The organism is Nocardia inohanensis NBRC 100128, assembly GCF_001612945.1.
Classification (GTDB): domain Bacteria; phylum Actinomycetota; class Actinomycetes; order Mycobacteriales; family Mycobacteriaceae; genus Nocardia; species Nocardia inohanensis.
Genome location: NZ_BDBK01000001.1, coordinates 886,350 through 903,311, shown reverse-complemented (window position 1 = coordinate 903,311; position 16,962 = coordinate 886,350). Strand labels below are relative to the sequence as shown.

The window sequence follows — 16,962 nt, the reverse complement described above, 5'->3', positions numbered from 1 at the left end:
CGATGATGCTGAGCGGGTGTCTGGGCTAGCGTGGTTCACACAGCGACCACGACCGATGACTCGATGACGAGGCGGGCAGCGGAATGTCTCAGGTTTTTCTGACCATGGCGATGTCACTCGACGGGTTCATTACCGGGCCGGATGACAATGCCGAGAATCCGGCGGGGACGGGTGGGATGCGGTTGATGGACTGGCTCGGGGGCGGCGCTGAATCGGGGGCGGAAGGGCCGGAGGCGTTCCGGCCCAAGTACACCCATAGCCGGAGGGTGTTCGACGAGGCGATGGGGACCGGTGCGGTGATCGCGGGGAAGCGGACTGGTGAGTTCGCTGGTTACTGGGGCGGGGATCATCACAATGGGGTGCCGATATTTGTGCCGACGCACGAGGCGCCGGACGAAAACCCGTATGAGCGGGTGCATTTCGTCACCGACGGTATTGCTTCGTGTGTGGAGCGGGCCAAGGCGGCCGCCGGGGGGCGGGATGTGATGATGCATGGCGCGTATACCGGTCAGCAGGCGTTGAAGGCCGGGGTTTTGGATCTGATCGATATTCAGCTTCGGCCGGTGCTGCTCGGTCGGGGGCGGCCGCTCTTCGACGGGCTTGCGCCCGAGCACATCGAGCTCGAGCTGGTGCGCACGCTCGAGGATCCGGGGGTTCTGCATTTGCGCTATCGGGTCCGTAAATAGCGTCGGGCTGACGCCCATGCCCGGAAGTGGCCGAATGTGAAGGCGACTCTGAGGGTTTGGACTGAAAGCGCGCTGCGGGTCGATTCGTGGAGGTTCTCGGCGGATTCCATCGGTACCGTCGAGGTTCGTGCGGTTGCCGGCGGTCTCTGGACCGGGTCGCACGAGGACAGCATTCGACCTGAAGGATAAGCATTTGAAGCTCCGTCGAAGTGGACGTATCGCCATCGCGGCACTGGCCACTGTGACCGCATTCGGTCTTTCGGCATGTGGCAGCGGTGAGAAGACGGCCAAGCCGGTCAAGGCGTCGGCTACGAAAACAGCTGCCGCACAAGCCTATCCGGCCACTCCCAGCACTGCCGATCTGAACAGTGCGATGCAGAAGGTGCTCGATCCGAGCGTTCCGGACGCCGAGAAGCTGGACTTGATGCAGGGTATGCAGGCCGATCCGAACCTGCCTTCGCGCATCATCGACGCCTACAAGCAGAACAACGCTTCGATCGTCGTCACCAATGTCACCGATCTCGGTAACGGCACCCTCACCGCCGACGCGCAGGCGGCGATCAACGGGGGCGCGGCACAGCAGGCGGTCGTGCCGTTCATCGCCGAAGACGGTAAGTGGAAGGTTCAGAAGGAGTGGATCTGCAACCTGCTGTCGCTCGGCAACCAGACCTCGCCGGCATGTAGCTGAGCCTGTCGCGTCGGTGGCGGTTCGGATGCCCGCACCGCGGGCTGAAGGTTGGCGTTCCGGGCGAGCGCCGTGGCGTTTGAGTCGCGTGGACCGGCGGTGCGCGATGTTGCATCCGGTATGACGACGATATCGACGACCGGCGCTGCGGGGCCGGAGCTTTCGCGCCGCGCCGCTCGGCCCGCCCTGCTGAGCATGTTTCTGGGCAGCTTCACACTGGTGACCGCGGAGTTCCTGCCGCCGGGGGTGCTGACCGCACTCGCGCACGACCTGCGGGCCCAGGAGGGGGTGGTGGGGTTGTCGGTCAGCGCCACGGCGCTGACCGCATTGTTTGCCGCGCTGGCTTTGGGATCACTGTTCCCCACCGTGGATCGCCGGACATTACTGGTCGCGTTGTCGATTGCGGCGGCGGTGTCGAATGTTGTCGTGGCGGTTGCGCCCAACATCGTGCTGCTGCTCGTCGCGCGGTTGCTGCTCGGGGTGGCCGTGGGCGGGTTCTGGTCGATGGCGCTGGCGATCGCCGCACAGCTGGTGGTGGCCGAGCGCCTCGGGAAGGCGATGATGATCGTCAATGCGGGCACGACCGTCGCCACGGTGGCCGGGGTGCCGTTGGGGGTGCTGCTCAGCACGTATGCCGGCTGGCGCACGACATTCGTTGTCACAGCGGCGCTCACGGTGGTGACGGCGGTCGCGGTACGGATGGCGTTGCCGCCGATCGCGCCGAGCGAAGGCGTCGGATTCGGGGCGCTCGGTGCCGCGCTGCGAGCGCCGGGCGTAGCGCTCGGGCTGATCGGGGTGATCGCGATCGCCGGCGGGCATTTCGCGGGATACACCTACGTCCGCCCGGCCCTGGACGAACTGCTGCACGCCGGTGCGACGATGGTCCCGATACTGCTGGCGCTGTTCGGGATCGGCGGGCTGGTCGGGAATTTCGTGCTCGGATCGCTGGCCGACCGCCGGCTCGGAGTGCTGCTGGTGGCGGTGCCCGCGGCAATCGGGGTTTCGCTGTTGATAATCATTGCGGCAGAACCGGTTCCGGCGCTGGGCTACCTGGCCGTGCTCGTCTGGGGCGGCGCGTTCGGCGGCATGCTCAATCTCGTGCAGGTGTGGATATCGCGGATGCTGCCCGATCGCATCGAGGCGGGCGGCGGGTTGATCGTCGGCGGCTTCCAGCTGGCGATCATTCTGGGGTCGGCGGTCGGCGGGCGCGGCGTGGACGGCGTCGGGCTGACCGCCACCTACGGGATCGCCGCGCTGGCAGCGATTCTCGGCGGCGTACTGATGCGGGTCGCGCTCACTCGGGCGCCGCGCTAGCCGAGGACTCGCGGGCCACTCGCCGCCATTGTGACGGCGTGTGGCCCGTATGCCGGCGGAAGGCGCGCCCGAACGCGGTCTCGGACCGATACCCCAGACGCCGGGCGACGGTCGCGACCGATGCGTCATCCTCGGCCAGAAAACGTTGTGCCCGTTCAACTCTCAACTTGGTCAGATACCGGCCCGGCGTCAGCCCCGTCACCTCCTGGAACCGTGCGGCGAACCCCGACCGCGAGGCCAGCGCGAGCCGCGCCAGCGCCTCGACACTCCATTCCCGCCCGGGTTCGGCGTGCATGGCGGCCACCGCCTGCGCTATCCCCGGCTCGTTCACCTTCAGCAGCCAGCGCGGCGGCGCGCATCCGCGGGCATGCCAGGATTCGATCGCCATCGAGGTGATCAGCGTGGTGACCCGATCCCCTTGCACGCCGAAGGGATCGGGGCACTGCTCGACCAGGTGGCGCATCATCGTCGCCGCGAGCGGCTTGTGCTCGGCGAAATCGGTCAGCAGCAGCCGCTGCGGCAACGCGGCCAGGACAGTGCCGCTGCCGACCGGATCGAGCCGCACCCGCAACACGCGCCCCGGCGCCAGCGCATTGATCGCGAACCGGTCCGCACCGGGAACGAACAAGAAGTCACCGCTGGCCAAATCGTCTGTCACGCTGAGCCCTTCGACGCGGAACAGACCATCGACCACGATCAGAGCGGTGGGTTCGGCCATGAACTCGAACTCTCCCGCGTCCAGCGTGAACTCGTCCCGCCCCGCGAACCGCCACTGCACGCCGGCCAGTACATCCTCGAGGCTCCGCACTCCTCCGACCTGCGTCACTGTGCACTCCTCGTATGGAACTCGGCCGCGATTCACGCTACCGGTAAGCCGAAAGTTGGGATCGGTAGGTGGGGCGCGAAACATTTACTTACCGCATGACATCTTCTCAAATGCCTTCGAACCAGCCGCAGTCCACCGGTACGGACAAGAAAACCGGTGCGATCCTGTCCTATGCGCTGGGGTGGGTCACCGGAATCATCTTCCTGTTCGTGGGCAAGAACGATCCCGACGTGAAATTCCATGCCTCGCAATCGATCGTCTTCTTCGGTGCGGTCTCGGTGGTCAACATCGCGCTGAGCGTCCTCGGCTCGCTGCTCGGAGCCCTGGGGATCGTTTTCAGCCTCGCCGGACTCGCGCTCGGGGTGCTCACGCTCGTCGTGTGGATCATGGCGATGGTGCAGGCCAACAACACCGGGGGCGTGCGGGCGGAGCTTCCCATCGTCGGCAAATTCGTCGCCCCCTACGCCGATCGGCTGGCGGCCTCGGTCGAGTAGCGGCGGAACACTCCGGAGATCAACGGCCCGAGCTCGGCTCGGGCCGTTGGCATTCCTTGTTCAAGCGAGATACAGGGTTCCGATACCGGCCACGACCGCGACCGTGGCGGCTACGCGGGCGAAGCCGAAACGCTCGCCGAAGACCAGTGTGCCGATGAGCGCGCCGACGATGATGCTCGATTCGCGCAAGGCCGCGATATCGGCCAGGGCGCCGCGGGTTTGGGCCCACAGGATCAGGCCGTAGGCGGCGAAGCTGAGGGCGCCGCCGAGCAGTCCGAGGTGCCAGACCGGGCGCAGGTCCGACCAGAGTGCGCCGCGGCGGCGGGCCAGGGCATACAGGGGCACCGCCAGACCCTCGAGCAGCAGCAGCCAGCCGATATAGCCCAGGACACTGCCGGATTCGCGCACGCCGATGCCGTCGACCGTGGTGTAGGCGGCGATCATGGTTCCGGTCAGCAGGGCCGCACCGACCGCGCCGCGTGGGGTCGAGGACTTGCGCCGGCCCCAGAACACCAGGCAGGCCAGGCCGAGCGAGATGAGCAGGACCCCCGCGATCTGGCCGCCACGCGGAGTCTCGTGGAAGAGCAGGGCCGCCGCCACGGTGACCACCAGGGGTGAGGTTCCGCGTGCGAGCGGGTAGGTCTGGCTCAGGTCGCCGAGCCGGTAGGAGGCGATCAGCAGGGAGTTGTAGGCGATGTGCAACACCACCGAGGTACCCAGGTAGATCCAGGAGCGCGGGCCGGGTGCGGCCGCCCACAGCACCAAGGGGATCGCGCACAGCGACCCGCCGGTGTTCACCAGTGTGATCGACACCAGCTTGTCGGGAACCCAGTGCGCGATCGCGTTCCACGCCGCATGCCCGCATGCCGCGACCAAGGTGGCGAGCAGGACCAGTACGGGGATGCGAGGTGAAACACTCGGTGCGGCAACGCTTTGCGTCGCGGAGAACAGGACATCGACCATGGCGCGGTACTCTCTGTCATCCGGCCCGTCGTGCGGGCAGGCGAATGGGAGTACTCCAGGCTTTTGTCCCTTCATATGACGGCCGCATCCGGTTGGATCCGGTCGTGGCGTCGCTCGGACCAGCCCTCACAGACCTGATTGTGTGCACTGCCGGCGGTCTGCTCGCGGAACCCTAGACGCGTTCACGTTCCCCCGGACGCTATCACCGGTTCCGGTGGGCGAGCACATTGACAACCGTCCCGCCGGGGTCCTCGACGAAGAACCGGCGCACGCCCCAGGGTTCGTCGGTGAGCGGGTAGACGATCTTCGCCCCGCGCCGCAGCGCCTCGCCGTAGGCCGCGTCCACCGCCGCCGGTTCACCGAGATCGATGCCGAATCGCGGTGTGGGAGTCTCGGTTCCGGGCGCGAGCACGATCACCTGCGCGGCCGGGTTACCGGGCGCGCACAGCCCGAGCACGGGACTTTCCATGGCGACCTCGAGCCCGAAGACACCGGAGTAGAACTCGGTGAAAGCCGCCGGGTCGTCACCATCGATATAGGGGTGGATGCGTTCGATCATGTGTTGATCTTCGCCGCTGACAGTCCGGGATCGCTTGTACGAATCGGAACAGTTTCCACCGGATGATGCTCGCAGCGGCCGTGCCCCGAAGGCCGGGGGCCTCGAGTATCGGGGCTGCCGGAGCCGGGGCGGACCTTGAATACTGGCTCGCGCCAGATTCGAGAAGACTTGGAGTCATCATGAATTCGAAGAAGATCGTCGGCGCATTCGCCGTGACGGCCGCATTGTGCACGCCGCTGGCCGGGCCCGCCCAGGCAGCTCCGGTCGGCGAGTTGCAGGCCGTCGATTCCGGCATTCCCATGGGCTCGGCCGATTCGGCGTCCGGGATCCTCGGCCCGAGCAGCGGATCGGCCTACCAGAGCCTGAACCACCTGGTCTGCATCCTGTTCCACACCAGCCTGAACGGATCGGTGGGCATCCCGGTCTGCTGACCGATCACGCGGCGTCGGGCTTTCAGAGCGGGAAGAGCTCCAGGTCCACCCCGGCATATCGGCCACCAGCGCCATGCGTGATCGGCTGGGATCGCCGGTGAAATCCGTGATCAGTGTCGCGCCGGACCGGGTGGGGCCGAACACCTGACAGTTGGTGTGGCTGTGGCCGCTGTTCGTTTCCTCTACGCGCCGTTCGTTCGACGGAACCTGTGAGCGCCGACGGCGTTGCCGGTATTCGAGTACGGTTTACTGGTTCCGAATGGTGTTGGGGCGCAGAACGCTAGGGGCCTTCATGTCGGCGCTGGGACGACCGGGCTGGGTGCTCGCGGGACGCTATCGGTTGATCGAGAAGCTGGGCAGTGGGGGGTTCGGGACCGTTTGGAAGGCGCGGGACGAGCGGTCGCGGATCGATGTGGCGGTGAAGGAAGTGCTGCTGCCGCAGGTGGAGTCGGCGGCCGAGCATGCCGAGCGGGTCGCGCGCGCCGAGCGGGAGGCGCGGAATGCGGCGCGGCTGCGCGATCATCCGAATATCGTCGAGGTGCTGGATGTGGTCACCGATGGCGTGACGCCGTGGATCGTGATGCGGCTGGTGTCGGGGCGGTCGTTGAAGCAGCGCATCGACAGCGACGGGCCGGTCGGTATTGCGGAGGTCACCAAGGTCGCCGCGGCGATGCTGCGGGCGCTGCGGGCCGCCCACGAGGCCGGGGTGGTACATCGTGATGTGAAGCCGGGCAATATTCTGCTCGCCGATGACGGCGAGGTGCTGCTGACCGATTTCGGGACCGCCCGCCATCACTCCGATCGCACGCTGACCGCCAAGCAGACGCTGATCGGTTCGTTCGAATACATGGCGCCCGAACGGATCGACGGCGACGATACGCCGGCGGGTGATCTGTACTCGCTCGGTGTGACGCTCTACCACGCGGTGGAGGGGGTGTCCCCGTTCCGCCGGGACACCATTCACGGGACCATGAAAGCGGTGATGTTCGCCGCGGCTCCCCCGCCCGCGCACGCCGGGCATCTCGGGCGGCTGCTCACCGGGCTGATGGAAAAGCAGCCCGAGCAGCGCCCTTCCATCTCGGAGGCGATGATCATGCTGACGGGCCGCACACCGTCGGCGTCGGCCCCCAAACCCCAAGTCCCCGGCGGCAATTCACGCTCAGCGGAATCCGGCCGCCGCCGCGGCGAGGTCGGCCACCTGCTGGCGCGGGCCCGCGATCACCAGCAGCGCGGTGATATCGGCGAGGCCGAACGACTACTACGCCAAGCCGCAGCGACGAAAGACGCTCTCGCCATGTCCTTCCTGGCGCGACTGCTCGAAAAACGGGGCGCTCGTGCCGAAGCCGAACGCTGGTACCGGCAAGCCGCCGAACGCGGTGAAACACTCTCCATGCTCACCCTCGGCCATATGTGCATGAAGGCCGGTGACCTCAACCAAGCCGCCTACTGGTACCGCCGCTACGTCGATCACGGCCACATCCTCGGAAAAGTCCACCTGGCAACGGTTCACGAGGCCCGCGGTGAGGACGAACGCGCCGAACTGCTCTACCGCGAGGTGGAGCAAGACGGTGACGTGGTCGCGTTGAAAGCCCTCGGCGACCGATGGGATGCCCTCGGCCGCACCGACTCGGCCAAACGCGTGTACCGCAAATCCGCTCGCGCCGGCTACGCACCCGCCAAGGCAGCCCTGGAGAGCCTGGCCGCCCGCCGCCCCACGCTGTGAACCTTGGGCGGTGCAGCGGCTTCGATCACACGGGCGGCATCAAGTCGCTCGCGCTGACGGTGTAGGTCAGCTCTGGATAGACGAAATCCGTTTCGTTGTTCTCGCGCCGCCGCAGTTGATAGAACTCGCGCTGTTGATCATCGTCGGCCAAGGTCAGGCGCGCGCCCCCGGGCAGGTACGGGTGGCCCTCGCGAAACCGGACGAGGGTCTTCGAAGTCCGGAAAGTGACGCCCAGCCACCGGTTGTCGGCTGCCTGGGCGGGCGTGTCCAGGACGATCTTGTGCTTGAAGAGTCGATTCGAGGCGACCGAGAATGCGACGAAACCGTTGTGGGCGAGGGGGATTTCGAACTTCTCGCCCGAGCTCTTGCGTTCGAAGATCAGCTTCCTGGGTGGGATCGGCTGCGGGTGGCGGTAGCAGGAGAAGACGGCGATGAACGACTCGCCGGCCAGATCCAGGGCTTGGTCCGAATGACCGCCCATGGTGGCGTAGGCGTTGGTGTAGCACTCGATGAGCGCATTGTCGAAGCCGATGGGCAGGTCCGCGCGCGCCTGAATCCGCTGTGCCAGCCGGTCGTGCACCGGCGCGAAGTGCTGTGCCGGGCTGGTGTACCGGGTGGTGGTGCGGACGAAGGGCACGCCTGCCGCCGCATCGCATTTGGTGAGTGTCGCGCCGCGCCTGCCTTTTCCCAGCTCCTGCCAGCGAACCGACGCGCAGAGCTCCGCGAAGAGATCCTCCTCGGTGGGCAGTGTGTACGAGGCGATCTCGTCCGGGAACCTAGGGCCGAGGCGCAACATAGTCTCCGCTGTTCATGCTGAAGTGGAATCGGTCGCCGTAGTCGATGAAGAACGAGGTCCTGTTCTCCTCGGCGTACAGCCCGCGCAGCTCATCCATCCCCTCCGGCGTGGGCGGCCCCAGCTTCACCAGCTCCCCGTCCCTCGCCAGGAAGGTTTGCCCGTCCTTGTGCACGGCCTCGGTGCTCGAACAGCGCACCACATATCCCAAACGAGTCGGCAGCAATTCGGCATCCAGCATCGAAGGCCGGATCTCGTGGGTGTACAGGCGATTGGTGGAGAGCGGCATGAAGAAGACCGAGCCGGGATACAGGGTCAGGCTGAACTGCGCCGGCAACCCTTCACGCTCCCGCACCGAATCCTTGAGGCGGAAGCGAAGACTGGTCAACCCGCTGACATTCCTCACCCCGTAATCGAAGATATCGCCGCTCAGCGGCCGCAGCTTGTCGAGTCCCTCGTAGAACGTGCAGAAAGCCATGACGCCGTTGCCCGGCATGTCCTTGGTCTTGTCGGCGTGGGCCGAGATCTTGGCCTTGGACTGCTTGTGCCCGTCCGCGGCTCCGGTGTTGTGATAGAGCTGCGCGAGAACGTGATTGAGCGGCGCCTGACCGCGAAAAACGCTGCGCGCTTCCCGATTCAGCGCCTCGACGATACTCACATCGGTCGCCCGGAACCCCTCGGTCGGCCCCGACAAATTAGTCGAACACCGCAGCAGCCGGAAATGCAGTGCCGCACCGCACCGCGTGACAGGCGTCAAATAGATCCCACTGCGATGAGCCGTCCCCGGCTTGGTCGATTCGGTCAACGACTGGAACTCGTGCTCCGCGCGAATCCGCCCGAAATAGTTGTCCCCGGGATCGAAGAAGCGCCGGTAGTACACGCCTACGCCATGCACCCGAACGGGAACTCGCCCGGGGTCGATGACCGTCCACTGTGCGCTGGAGCCCGGACGGTAACCGTGCGGCAGCTCACGAACGACGAACACCCTTGCAGCCGAACGCAACCGAAGCTCATCCATCATCGACGATTCACCACACAGGTAAACCGTCTTCTCCGCGAGATCGACCGAACCGGAAGCAAGCTCCTCCGGCATGATCACGGCTCCGAAAAAGTCCTTGACCGACTCGCTTTCCCGCACCACCGCAGACGCGACCAAGACGTTGTTCGTGTCATCGACGCAAGCTTCCGTTCCGTACATCAAGCGGTACCCGTCATTCGCAGATCTCGGTGGCGCGGCAGAACGCCGTTCGCCCATTCAACCGGACCGAGGTCAGCCCTCGAAACTGGATCGAGCTGATACCGATGAGTTTCGGGTGGCGGGTTCGTCGGTATGGCTGGATGGTTCGGATGACAGGAGAGCTGATATGACGAAGCCGATGCGGTTCGGGGTGGTTGCGCCGCTCCGGAGTGATGTGCCGGCGTGGCGGGATCAGGCGCGGCGGATCGCGGATTGTGGGTATTCGACTTTGCTGGTGGCGGATTTTCCGCAGACGCAGCCGGCGCCGGCGCCGATGTTGGCTACGGTCGCGGCGTTGACCGATTTGCGGGTGGGCACTTGGGTTTACGCGTCGCCGTTGCGGCCGGCTTGGCTGACGGCGTGGGAGGCGCATTCGCTGTCGGTGCTGACCGAGGGGCGGTTCGAGATGGGGATCGGGACCGGGCGGCCGGGGATCGAGCAGGAGTTGCTGGAGAAGGGGATGCCGGAGGTGCCGGCACCGGGGCGGCGGCTGGCGCGGATACGGGAGACCGTGACGATGTTGCGGGAGCTGGACGGGAGCGAGATGCGGACGCCGGTGACGATGGCCGTGTACGGGCCGAAGGCCAGGGCGCTGGCGGCGGAGGTCGCGGATACGGTGACGTTCGTACTGGGGGATCAATCGCGGGACGAGGTGGAGGTGCTGGCGCGGGATTTCCGCGGCGGCGAGGTCGAGCTGGCGCTGGCGGTGCCGGTGATCGGGGATACGGTCGCGCCGCATATGGCTCCGCCCGACACCGACACCGCGGCCTTGCACGCGGCGGACGCGCTGACCGCGCTGCCCGATGACCCGGCGGCCGCCATCGAGGAGATTCTGCGGCGACGCGAGGAACTCGGCTTCTCCTACTTCGTGTTCGGCGCCGCCTTCGCCGAACGGTTCGCTCCGGTCGTCGCCGAGCTCACCGGGAAATAGCCGCGGCGCTCAGCTGGGATTGGAGTAGATGCGGTGCGGGGTCACGAAAACCACGGTGCCGCGCTTCTCACGCATGGCCTGGTCGTAGCTGTCCCAATCCTGGGTCACCCCGGCGGCGGCGAAGATCTCACGGATCAGCAGCCGCTGGCGGGCGGCATCGACATCCGGGTGCGCGTCGTCGGGCCCGATCAGCTGAGCCGAACCCTCGACCGTGGTCCACTGCCAGCCGCTGCGCACGGTGAGGGCGATGGCGGGGTTGGCGCGCAGATTGGCCAGCTTGGCGGTGGCACTGGGCGATACGAACCCGACCGAATCGACGCCGGTCACCGGATGCGGCAGCACCCCGGCATTGACGACGGTGGCCTGCGGCGAGCCGTCACCCCGCACGGTCACCGCCACACTCAGCCCGTAATCCAGGGTCACCAGGTCGGAAAAAGTCTTCAAATCGGCCACGACGCTTCTCCGTATCGATCGGGAAATGGCAGGTCTCAGCACTTCGATCGATGATTCTGCGGCACCACCCGGGTCTTGCCGCAAGCCCCGGGGCCCGCTATATCTTGAAAGGGGGAAGCAAACCGGACCCGCCGGCCGCCGGCTCCCCGAGCATCGGATGAGCGGCGCTGCGGGCGTCGCGGCGATAGGCGAGCGAGAGCCGGGCCGCACCCCAGGACAGCGCTCCGATGAGAATCAGGGAGCAGGCCAGGACGATCAGGCCGGCGGCGGTGTAGAGCCAGGCGGGGCGGTCGAAGGTCCGTTCCCGTTGCAGCACAGTGACTTCGGCGACGAAGGGGCGGGTGAAGTCGGTGAGGGCGGGGACGCCGTGGGCGTCGATGGCCGGATCGTCGGGCAGGTAGACGGGCAGGGACGTCAGGGTGCGGCCGTCTTGCAGGCGCAGTACGGTTTTCCAGTCGCCGTGGGCGGGCACGGGCGTGGTGCTGGTGTAGTGACCGGGCGCGACCCGGTGAAGTTGGTCGACGACCAGCCCGCGGCCCGGGCTGGCCGAGCCGGTGCCGCCCTGCCAGCTGAGGATCTGAATCCATTCGGGGTCGGATCCGATGGTGTCGGGCGGCGATACGGTGATGTCGGCGGTGACCATGCGGCCGTCGTTCACCGGTGGGGCTTCGGTCAAATGCACTGTGGCCGTCGCGTTTTCGGGCACCTTGGTGTGCAGGCCGTTGAAGACCGCGGCGGCGGCGATCAGGACCGCGCCGATCATGATGCCCCGGCGCAGGGCCGGTCGTGGCAGCGCTTCGCCGCGCAGGACCGTGCCGAGCAGAACGCCGACGGCGCCGCTCGCCATGCCGGCGGGGATTGCCATGGCGAGCAGTTCGGGCCACATGGCGGCGGGCCAGGTATCCACGAACATCGCCGCGACCCAGAAGTTTTCGAGCAACAGACCCAGGGTGGCGGCCGCGAGGCCGGTGACCGCGCCCCACCACAGCGGCCGCCCGAGCAGCGGGAGCAGGCCCATCAGTTCGACGACCACGGCGATACCGAGGTACAGCGGGAACACATTGTGCGGCGCACCCAGTATCGGGCCGACCAGTATTGCGATGATGCCGCGCACCACCAGCGCGAAGACCGTCGCGACGAGGGCGGCGCCGCGGCCGAGGGTGTAGCGGGCCGCGACCAGGGCGATGGTGCCCGCGATCGCCATGAGCACGGGATGGAAGACGAGCCGGAACTGCGGTACCCCGAAATCGAATTCGACCTGAAAAACCGAGAGCCCGATCAGCAGGCCGCCGAAGGCGAAGGCGCGGGCGAGCCACAGCCAGATGCCGTCGGCGCGATCGGGATCGGGGCGGTCGAGACGGCCCTCGAATTCCAGCAGCAGCACCGCGACCAGAGACAGCCCGGCGCCGCCGATCAGCATGAGATGCGTTGGCCCCCAGAGGGTTACGTCTTGGCCGAACAATCGATGCCAGATGTCGTCGAGCGGGAAGCCGAGCAGCGCGTACAGACCGGCGGCGGCCATCAGCACACCACCGACCGGGGCGTACCAATTGCGGGTGATGCGGATGGCGGCCGGACCGGGCCGCTCGTCCAAGGGCAGCAGGATCGCCAGCATGCCGGCGACGAACAGGAAGAACAGCCCGATCATGATGAAGTAGTGCGCCGGATTGGCCAGCGGCCCTTCGTCACGGCCGCGCCCGATGTGCAGGCTCACATCCCAGATGAAACCGAACATGGCGGTCAGGATGGTGGTGATGAAGACGGTCAGCGGCAGCGCCACCCAGCCGGGCCGATTGGACCAGCGGCCGAGACCGTCGGCGATCCGCGCCAGCCAGCCGATGCGGCGGGTGCGGTGCAGATAGCCCACTGTCAGCACACCTGCCGCGATCACGATCGCCGAACCGGTCAGCACCGCGACCTGGTCCAATGCGGCGCCGCCGCCTTCCGAACCATCCGCGATCACCGAAATGGGAGCACTCATCGGCCGAACTTTCTGTGTAACTCAACGTCTCACTGACCGCGTTCCCACCGGACCGAGAGGTATGCCTCGGTTGTGTGATCCCACAGTCGCGCCCCCGATCAGCCCTCCGCCGCGAGCACCATCCACATTTCCGGATTGGGAACGGGAACGAAGCCGAGTTTGGCGTAGAGACCGTGCGCATCGAGGGTGGCGAGCATGATGCGTGTGAGTTTGTAGGGGGCCAGGTGATCGCGGACGGCGGTGGCCAGGCGCGAGCCCAGACCGGTGCCGCGGTGCGCGGGGTCTACGTAAACGTCACAGAGCCAGGCGAAGGTGGCCAGGTCGGTGACTACGCGGGCGTACGCGACCTGGGCGCCGGCGGGATCGTAGGCCCCGAAATTGAGCGAGCCCCGGATGGCGCGGTCCACCACCTCACGTTCTCGCCCGAGCGCCCAGTAGGCGTCCGTGGAGAGCCAGTGGTGGACCAGGGCGGCGTCGATCCGGTCGGGCGCGGTGTCGATTTCGTAGCGGTCTCCCTCGGGAACGTTCATGGCGGCGAGGGTAGTCGCCGGTCGGCGGAGCGGTTAATCACGCAGGGCGCGACCGGTTTTCGAGTCGGGGTGGGCGGCCAGTTCGCCGGGAGTGCCCTCGAACAGGATGCGGCCGCCGTGACGGCCGGGACCCGGGCCCAGGTCGATGATCCAGTCGGCGCGGCGGATGACATCGGGGTTGTGTTCGACCACGACCACGGTGTTGTCGTGCTCGACCAGGGTGCCCAGCACATCCAGCAGCGTATCGATATCGGACAGGTGCAGGCCGGTGGTGGGCTCGTCCAGAATGTAGAGGTTGTGAGCGGATTGATCGGTGAGTTCTCGCGCGATCTTCAGGCGCTGGCATTCACCGCCGGACAGGGTCGTCAAGGCTTGCCCCAGCCGCAGGTAGCCGAGCCCGACCCGGTCCACCTGATGCAGCGCCCGGGCGATGGCCGGATCCGGCAGACGTTGCGCCGCTTGGGAAATGGTGAGCTCGTCGATATCGGCGATGGTCAGGCCGTCGACGGTGTGAGCGAGAGCTTCGGGGGTGAAGCGGCGGCCGGCGCAGGTTTCACAAACCAGCTCCTGGCCTTCCATGAACGCCAGATCGGTGTAGATGACGCCCAACCCGTGACAGGCGGGGCAGCCGCCTTCGGAGTTGGCGCTGAACAGGGTGGCGCGCACACCGTTTCGGCGAGCGAACAGCTTCCGCACCGCGGTGGCGATACCGGTGTAGGTGAGCGGGGTGGAGCGCCGGTTGGTGGTCACCGGACGCTGGTCGACGATGGTGGCCGGATGCTGGGCCACCAGTTCGGCCATCAGGCTGGATTTGCCCGCGCCCGCCACACCCGTGACCGCGGTCAGCACACCCGCGGGGATGTCCACTCCGATGCCGCCCAGATTGTTGCGGGTGGCATCCACGATGCGCAGCTTGCCGCGGGCCGGGCGCGGATGGCGGGCGCGGCGACGGTGCCGCAGCGCGCGCCCGGTCAGGGTGTCGGCGCGTTGCAAATCCTCGAAGCGGCCTTGGAACACGACCTCACCGCCGCCCGCGCCCGCCGTCGGACCCAGTTCGACGATCTGGTCGGCGATGCGCATGACATCGGGATCGTGTTCGACGACCAGCACCGTATTGCCCTTGTCGCGCAGGCGATGCAGCAGTTCGGTCATGGCGCGCACATCGTGTGGGTGCAGGCCGACGGTGGGTTCGTCGAAGACGTACAGCATTTCGGTGAGGCTGTTGCCCAAGTGCCGCACCGTTTTGATGCGCTGGGATTCACCGCCGGAGAGCGTGGCGGTGGGGCGAGCCAGCGACAGATAGCCGAGCCCGATCGCGGTCAGCGCCGAAAGCCGTTCGCGCAGTGCCGAGATCACCGGTTCGACGGTGGCGTCGCGGAGCTCGGCGATGACTGCGAGCAGGTCGTCGATCTCCATCCGGGTCAGCTCGGTGATGGTGTGGCCGGCGACCCGGGCGGTGCGTGCGGCCGCGTTGAGCCGCTCCCCACCGCAATCGGGGCAGGGCTGCGCACGGGTGAATCGTTGCAGCACGGCCTGTTTACGTTCCGACAGGTGATCGGCGGTGTGCAGATAGATGCGCTCGAACCGCTCCACCACCCCCTCGTAGTCCTGCGGCGCCCGGGTGCCCAGCCGGGCCGCGGCCTCCCCGCCGTGGAACAGGGCGCGACGCTCGTCCTCGGTCCATTCGCGCAGCGGCGTATCCACATCGAAGCTGCCGATATCGGCGTACTGCCGATACCAGTACTGCCCGTTCCCGAAGCCGGGCAACAGGATCGCCCCGTCCGCCAGCGAGCGATCGGGATCCCAGATCCGATCCACATCGGTGGCCACCGTCTCCCCCAGCCCCGAACACGTCGCGCACATGCCCGCCGGATCGTTGAACGAGAAGTGGTTGGACTCACCGACATACGGCTCGCTCACGCGCGAGAACAGCAACCGCAGATAGCTGTAGGTATCGGTGATGGTGCCCACCGTGGAGCGCGCGTTGCCGCCCAGGCGCTTCTGATCGATCACCACCACCGGCGACAGTCCCTCGATGACATCCACCTCCGGGCGGCTCCAGCGCGGCAGCCGATTGCGCACGAACGGCGGATAGGTCTCGTTCACCTGATAGCCGGCCTCGGCGGCGATGGTGTCGAAAACCAGCGACGACTTGCCCGACCCGGAGACGCCGACGAACACGACGAGGCGGTTGCGCGGCACATCGATGTCGACGCCGCGCAGATTGTTGGTTCGCGCCGCCCGGATGCGTATGACCCGCTCGGGCGGGGTGTGTGGCTTGCGTGCAGTGCTCATACCTCGACGGTAGGGCCGATTGCGGCCACATCCTGACCGCGATTTCGGTCATGCTGGAGTCATGCCCGATGTCACTCGACGCATGCTGGACCTGCTCACCCAGCTCCAGACCGGCCGCCGCTGGGCCGGGGCCGAGCTGGCCGGACGGCTGGGGGTGAGCCCGCGCACGGTGCGCCGCGATGTGGAGCGGCTGCGCGACTACGGGTACCCGGTCACCACCCGGCCCGGACCCAGCGGCTTCTATCAGCTCGCCGCCGGGCGCACACTGCCGCCGCTGGTCCTCGACGATGACGAAGCGGTCGCCACCTTGGTCGCGCTCACCCTGCTCGGCTCCAGCGCGGCACCGCAGGAGGGGCATGCCGATATCGGGGTGGCCGCGGACCGGGCCTTCGGGAAGGTCGACCAGTTCCTGCCGAAACGCTTGCGCCCCAGGGTTTCCGCGCTACGGGAGACCCTGGAGGCCGCGCCGCAACCCACCCCGGTGGTCGATCCCGACGCCCTGGCCACCCTCGCGCTGGCCGCCACCCGCCACGAAATCGTCACCTTCGACTACAGCGGCGGCACCGGCGGGGTTTCGCATCGCCGCGTCGAGCCGTATCGGCAGGTGCATCTGCACCTGCGCTTGTACCTGCTGGCCTGGGATCTGGAGCGGGAGGACTGGCGCACCTTCCGGCTCGACCGCATCGGCGAGATCCGCCCCACCGCAGCATCTTTCCGGCCCCGTCCACTGCCCGACCAGTCCGGCGCCGACTATCTGCGCGCCGAACTCACCGCGCCCCGCCATCGCACCGTACTCACCGTCGCCGCACCCGCCGCACTCGTGGCCGACCGGCTCAAATTCCAGGACTGCGAGATCGAACCCCTCGCCGGCGACCGCTGCCGGGTCACCACCCGCGTCGACTCCTTCGAATGGCTGGTGCTCAATATCGCCTTCGTGGACGCCGAATTCAGTATCGACGAACCCGCCGAATTCCGTGCCCGCGCCCGTGAACTGGGTGATCGGCTGTATCGAGCGGGCTTGCCAAGACGGTAAGGGTTCCCTCAGGAAAACTTCGTAAGCT

Annotated in this window: 17 protein-coding genes; 8 read left to right on the top strand and 9 right to left on the bottom strand. The window is 67.1% G+C overall.

Features of this window, described 5'->3' with window-relative positions; translation table 11 throughout:
• Positions 1-83: 83 nt before the first annotated feature.
• From NI1_RS04375 to NI1_RS04365, 3 genes are all read left to right on the top strand, one after another.
• Positions 84-686, top strand: a complete 603-nt coding sequence (locus NI1_RS04375) for a dihydrofolate reductase family protein (RefSeq protein WP_067814197.1) — start codon at positions 84-86, stop codon at positions 684-686.
• 127 nt (positions 687-813) lie between these two features.
• The gene (locus NI1_RS04370; protein WP_245663058.1) at positions 814-1,374 is read left to right on the top strand and encodes a WKL family lipoprotein; all 561 of its coding nucleotides are present in this window, start codon (positions 814-816) and stop codon (positions 1,372-1,374) included.
• A 117-nt stretch (positions 1,375-1,491) separates the two neighbouring features.
• Positions 1,492-2,685, top strand: coding sequence for an MFS transporter (locus tag NI1_RS04365; protein ID WP_067814193.1), 1,194 nt, complete (start codon positions 1,492-1,494; stop codon positions 2,683-2,685).
• On the opposite strand, the gene NI1_RS04360 is transcribed toward NI1_RS04365, so the two are convergent.
• The gene (locus NI1_RS04360; RefSeq protein WP_067814191.1) at positions 2,666-3,511 is read right to left on the bottom strand and encodes a helix-turn-helix domain-containing protein; all 846 of its coding nucleotides are present in this window, start codon (positions 3,509-3,511) and stop codon (positions 2,666-2,668) included. The two genes, NI1_RS04365 and NI1_RS04360, sit on opposite strands and share 20 nt — an antisense overlap.
• Before the next feature lie 95 nt (positions 3,512-3,606).
• Here NI1_RS04360 and NI1_RS04355 point away from each other — a divergent pair, with 95 nt between their 5' ends.
• Positions 3,607-4,005 (top strand): DUF4870 domain-containing protein, encoded by a 399-nt coding sequence (locus NI1_RS04355; RefSeq protein WP_067814189.1) that lies wholly within the window; start codon positions 3,607-3,609, stop codon positions 4,003-4,005.
• Positions 4,006-4,065: 60 nt separating this feature from the next.
• On the opposite strand, the gene NI1_RS04350 is transcribed toward NI1_RS04355, so the two are convergent.
• Both NI1_RS04350 and NI1_RS04345 read right to left on the bottom strand, forming a co-directional pair.
• Positions 4,066-4,968 (bottom strand): EamA family transporter, encoded by a 903-nt coding sequence (locus tag NI1_RS04350; RefSeq protein ID WP_084522524.1) that lies wholly within the window; start codon positions 4,966-4,968, stop codon positions 4,066-4,068.
• Positions 4,969-5,170: 202 nt separating this feature from the next.
• Complete coding sequence (locus tag NI1_RS04345) at positions 5,171-5,527, bottom strand: VOC family protein (protein WP_067814188.1); 357 nt, start codon at positions 5,525-5,527, stop codon at positions 5,171-5,173.
• Between the two features lie 179 nt (positions 5,528-5,706).
• Here NI1_RS04345 and NI1_RS04340 point away from each other — a divergent pair, with 179 nt between their 5' ends.
• Both NI1_RS04340 and NI1_RS04335 read left to right on the top strand, forming a co-directional pair.
• Positions 5,707-5,958, top strand: coding sequence for a hypothetical protein (locus tag NI1_RS04340; protein WP_067814186.1), 252 nt, complete (start codon positions 5,707-5,709; stop codon positions 5,956-5,958).
• Positions 5,959-6,250: 292 nt separating this feature from the next.
• Positions 6,251-7,681, top strand: coding sequence for a serine/threonine-protein kinase (locus NI1_RS04335; RefSeq protein WP_067814185.1), 1,431 nt, complete (start codon positions 6,251-6,253; stop codon positions 7,679-7,681).
• 25 nt (positions 7,682-7,706) lie between these two features.
• On the opposite strand, the gene NI1_RS04330 is transcribed toward NI1_RS04335, so the two are convergent.
• Together NI1_RS04330 and NI1_RS04325 are read right to left on the bottom strand one after the other, a co-directional pair.
• Positions 7,707-8,474: an alpha-ketoglutarate-dependent dioxygenase AlkB gene (locus NI1_RS04330; protein ID WP_245663057.1), complete on the bottom strand. Its 768-nt coding sequence runs from the start codon at positions 8,472-8,474 to the stop codon at positions 7,707-7,709.
• Positions 8,458-9,729, bottom strand: coding sequence for a hypothetical protein (locus tag NI1_RS04325; protein WP_245663056.1), 1,272 nt, complete (start codon positions 9,727-9,729; stop codon positions 8,458-8,460). The genes NI1_RS04330 and NI1_RS04325 overlap by 17 nt, the downstream gene beginning before the upstream one ends.
• A 109-nt stretch (positions 9,730-9,838) precedes the next feature.
• Here NI1_RS04325 and NI1_RS04320 point away from each other — a divergent pair, with 109 nt between their 5' ends.
• On the top strand, positions 9,839-10,642 hold the full coding sequence (locus NI1_RS04320) for an LLM class flavin-dependent oxidoreductase (protein ID WP_067814177.1): 804 nt from the start codon (positions 9,839-9,841) through the stop codon (positions 10,640-10,642).
• 9 nt (positions 10,643-10,651) lie between these two features.
• Here NI1_RS04320 and NI1_RS04315 read toward each other — a convergent pair whose 3' ends face one another.
• From NI1_RS04315 to NI1_RS04300, 4 genes are all read right to left on the bottom strand, one after another.
• Positions 10,652-11,095, bottom strand: a complete 444-nt coding sequence (locus NI1_RS04315) for a TIGR03618 family F420-dependent PPOX class oxidoreductase (RefSeq protein WP_067814175.1) — start codon at positions 11,093-11,095, stop codon at positions 10,652-10,654.
• Between the two features lie 97 nt (positions 11,096-11,192).
• A complete protein-coding gene (locus NI1_RS04310; RefSeq protein WP_245663055.1) occupies positions 11,193-13,076 on the bottom strand; it encodes a hypothetical protein in 1,884 nt (627 codons plus the stop codon).
• 98 nt (positions 13,077-13,174) lie between these two features.
• Complete coding sequence (locus NI1_RS04305) at positions 13,175-13,606, bottom strand: GNAT family N-acetyltransferase (protein WP_067814173.1); 432 nt, start codon at positions 13,604-13,606, stop codon at positions 13,175-13,177.
• Between the two features lie 33 nt (positions 13,607-13,639).
• Positions 13,640-15,901 (bottom strand): ATP-binding cassette domain-containing protein, encoded by a 2,262-nt coding sequence (locus tag NI1_RS04300; protein WP_067814172.1) that lies wholly within the window; start codon positions 15,899-15,901, stop codon positions 13,640-13,642.
• Between the two features lie 61 nt (positions 15,902-15,962).
• On the opposite strand from NI1_RS04300, the gene NI1_RS04295 reads away from it, so the two are divergent.
• Positions 15,963-16,934, top strand: coding sequence for a helix-turn-helix transcriptional regulator (locus NI1_RS04295; RefSeq protein ID WP_067814170.1), 972 nt, complete (start codon positions 15,963-15,965; stop codon positions 16,932-16,934).
• The last annotated feature ends 28 nt before the right edge of the window (positions 16,935-16,962 follow it).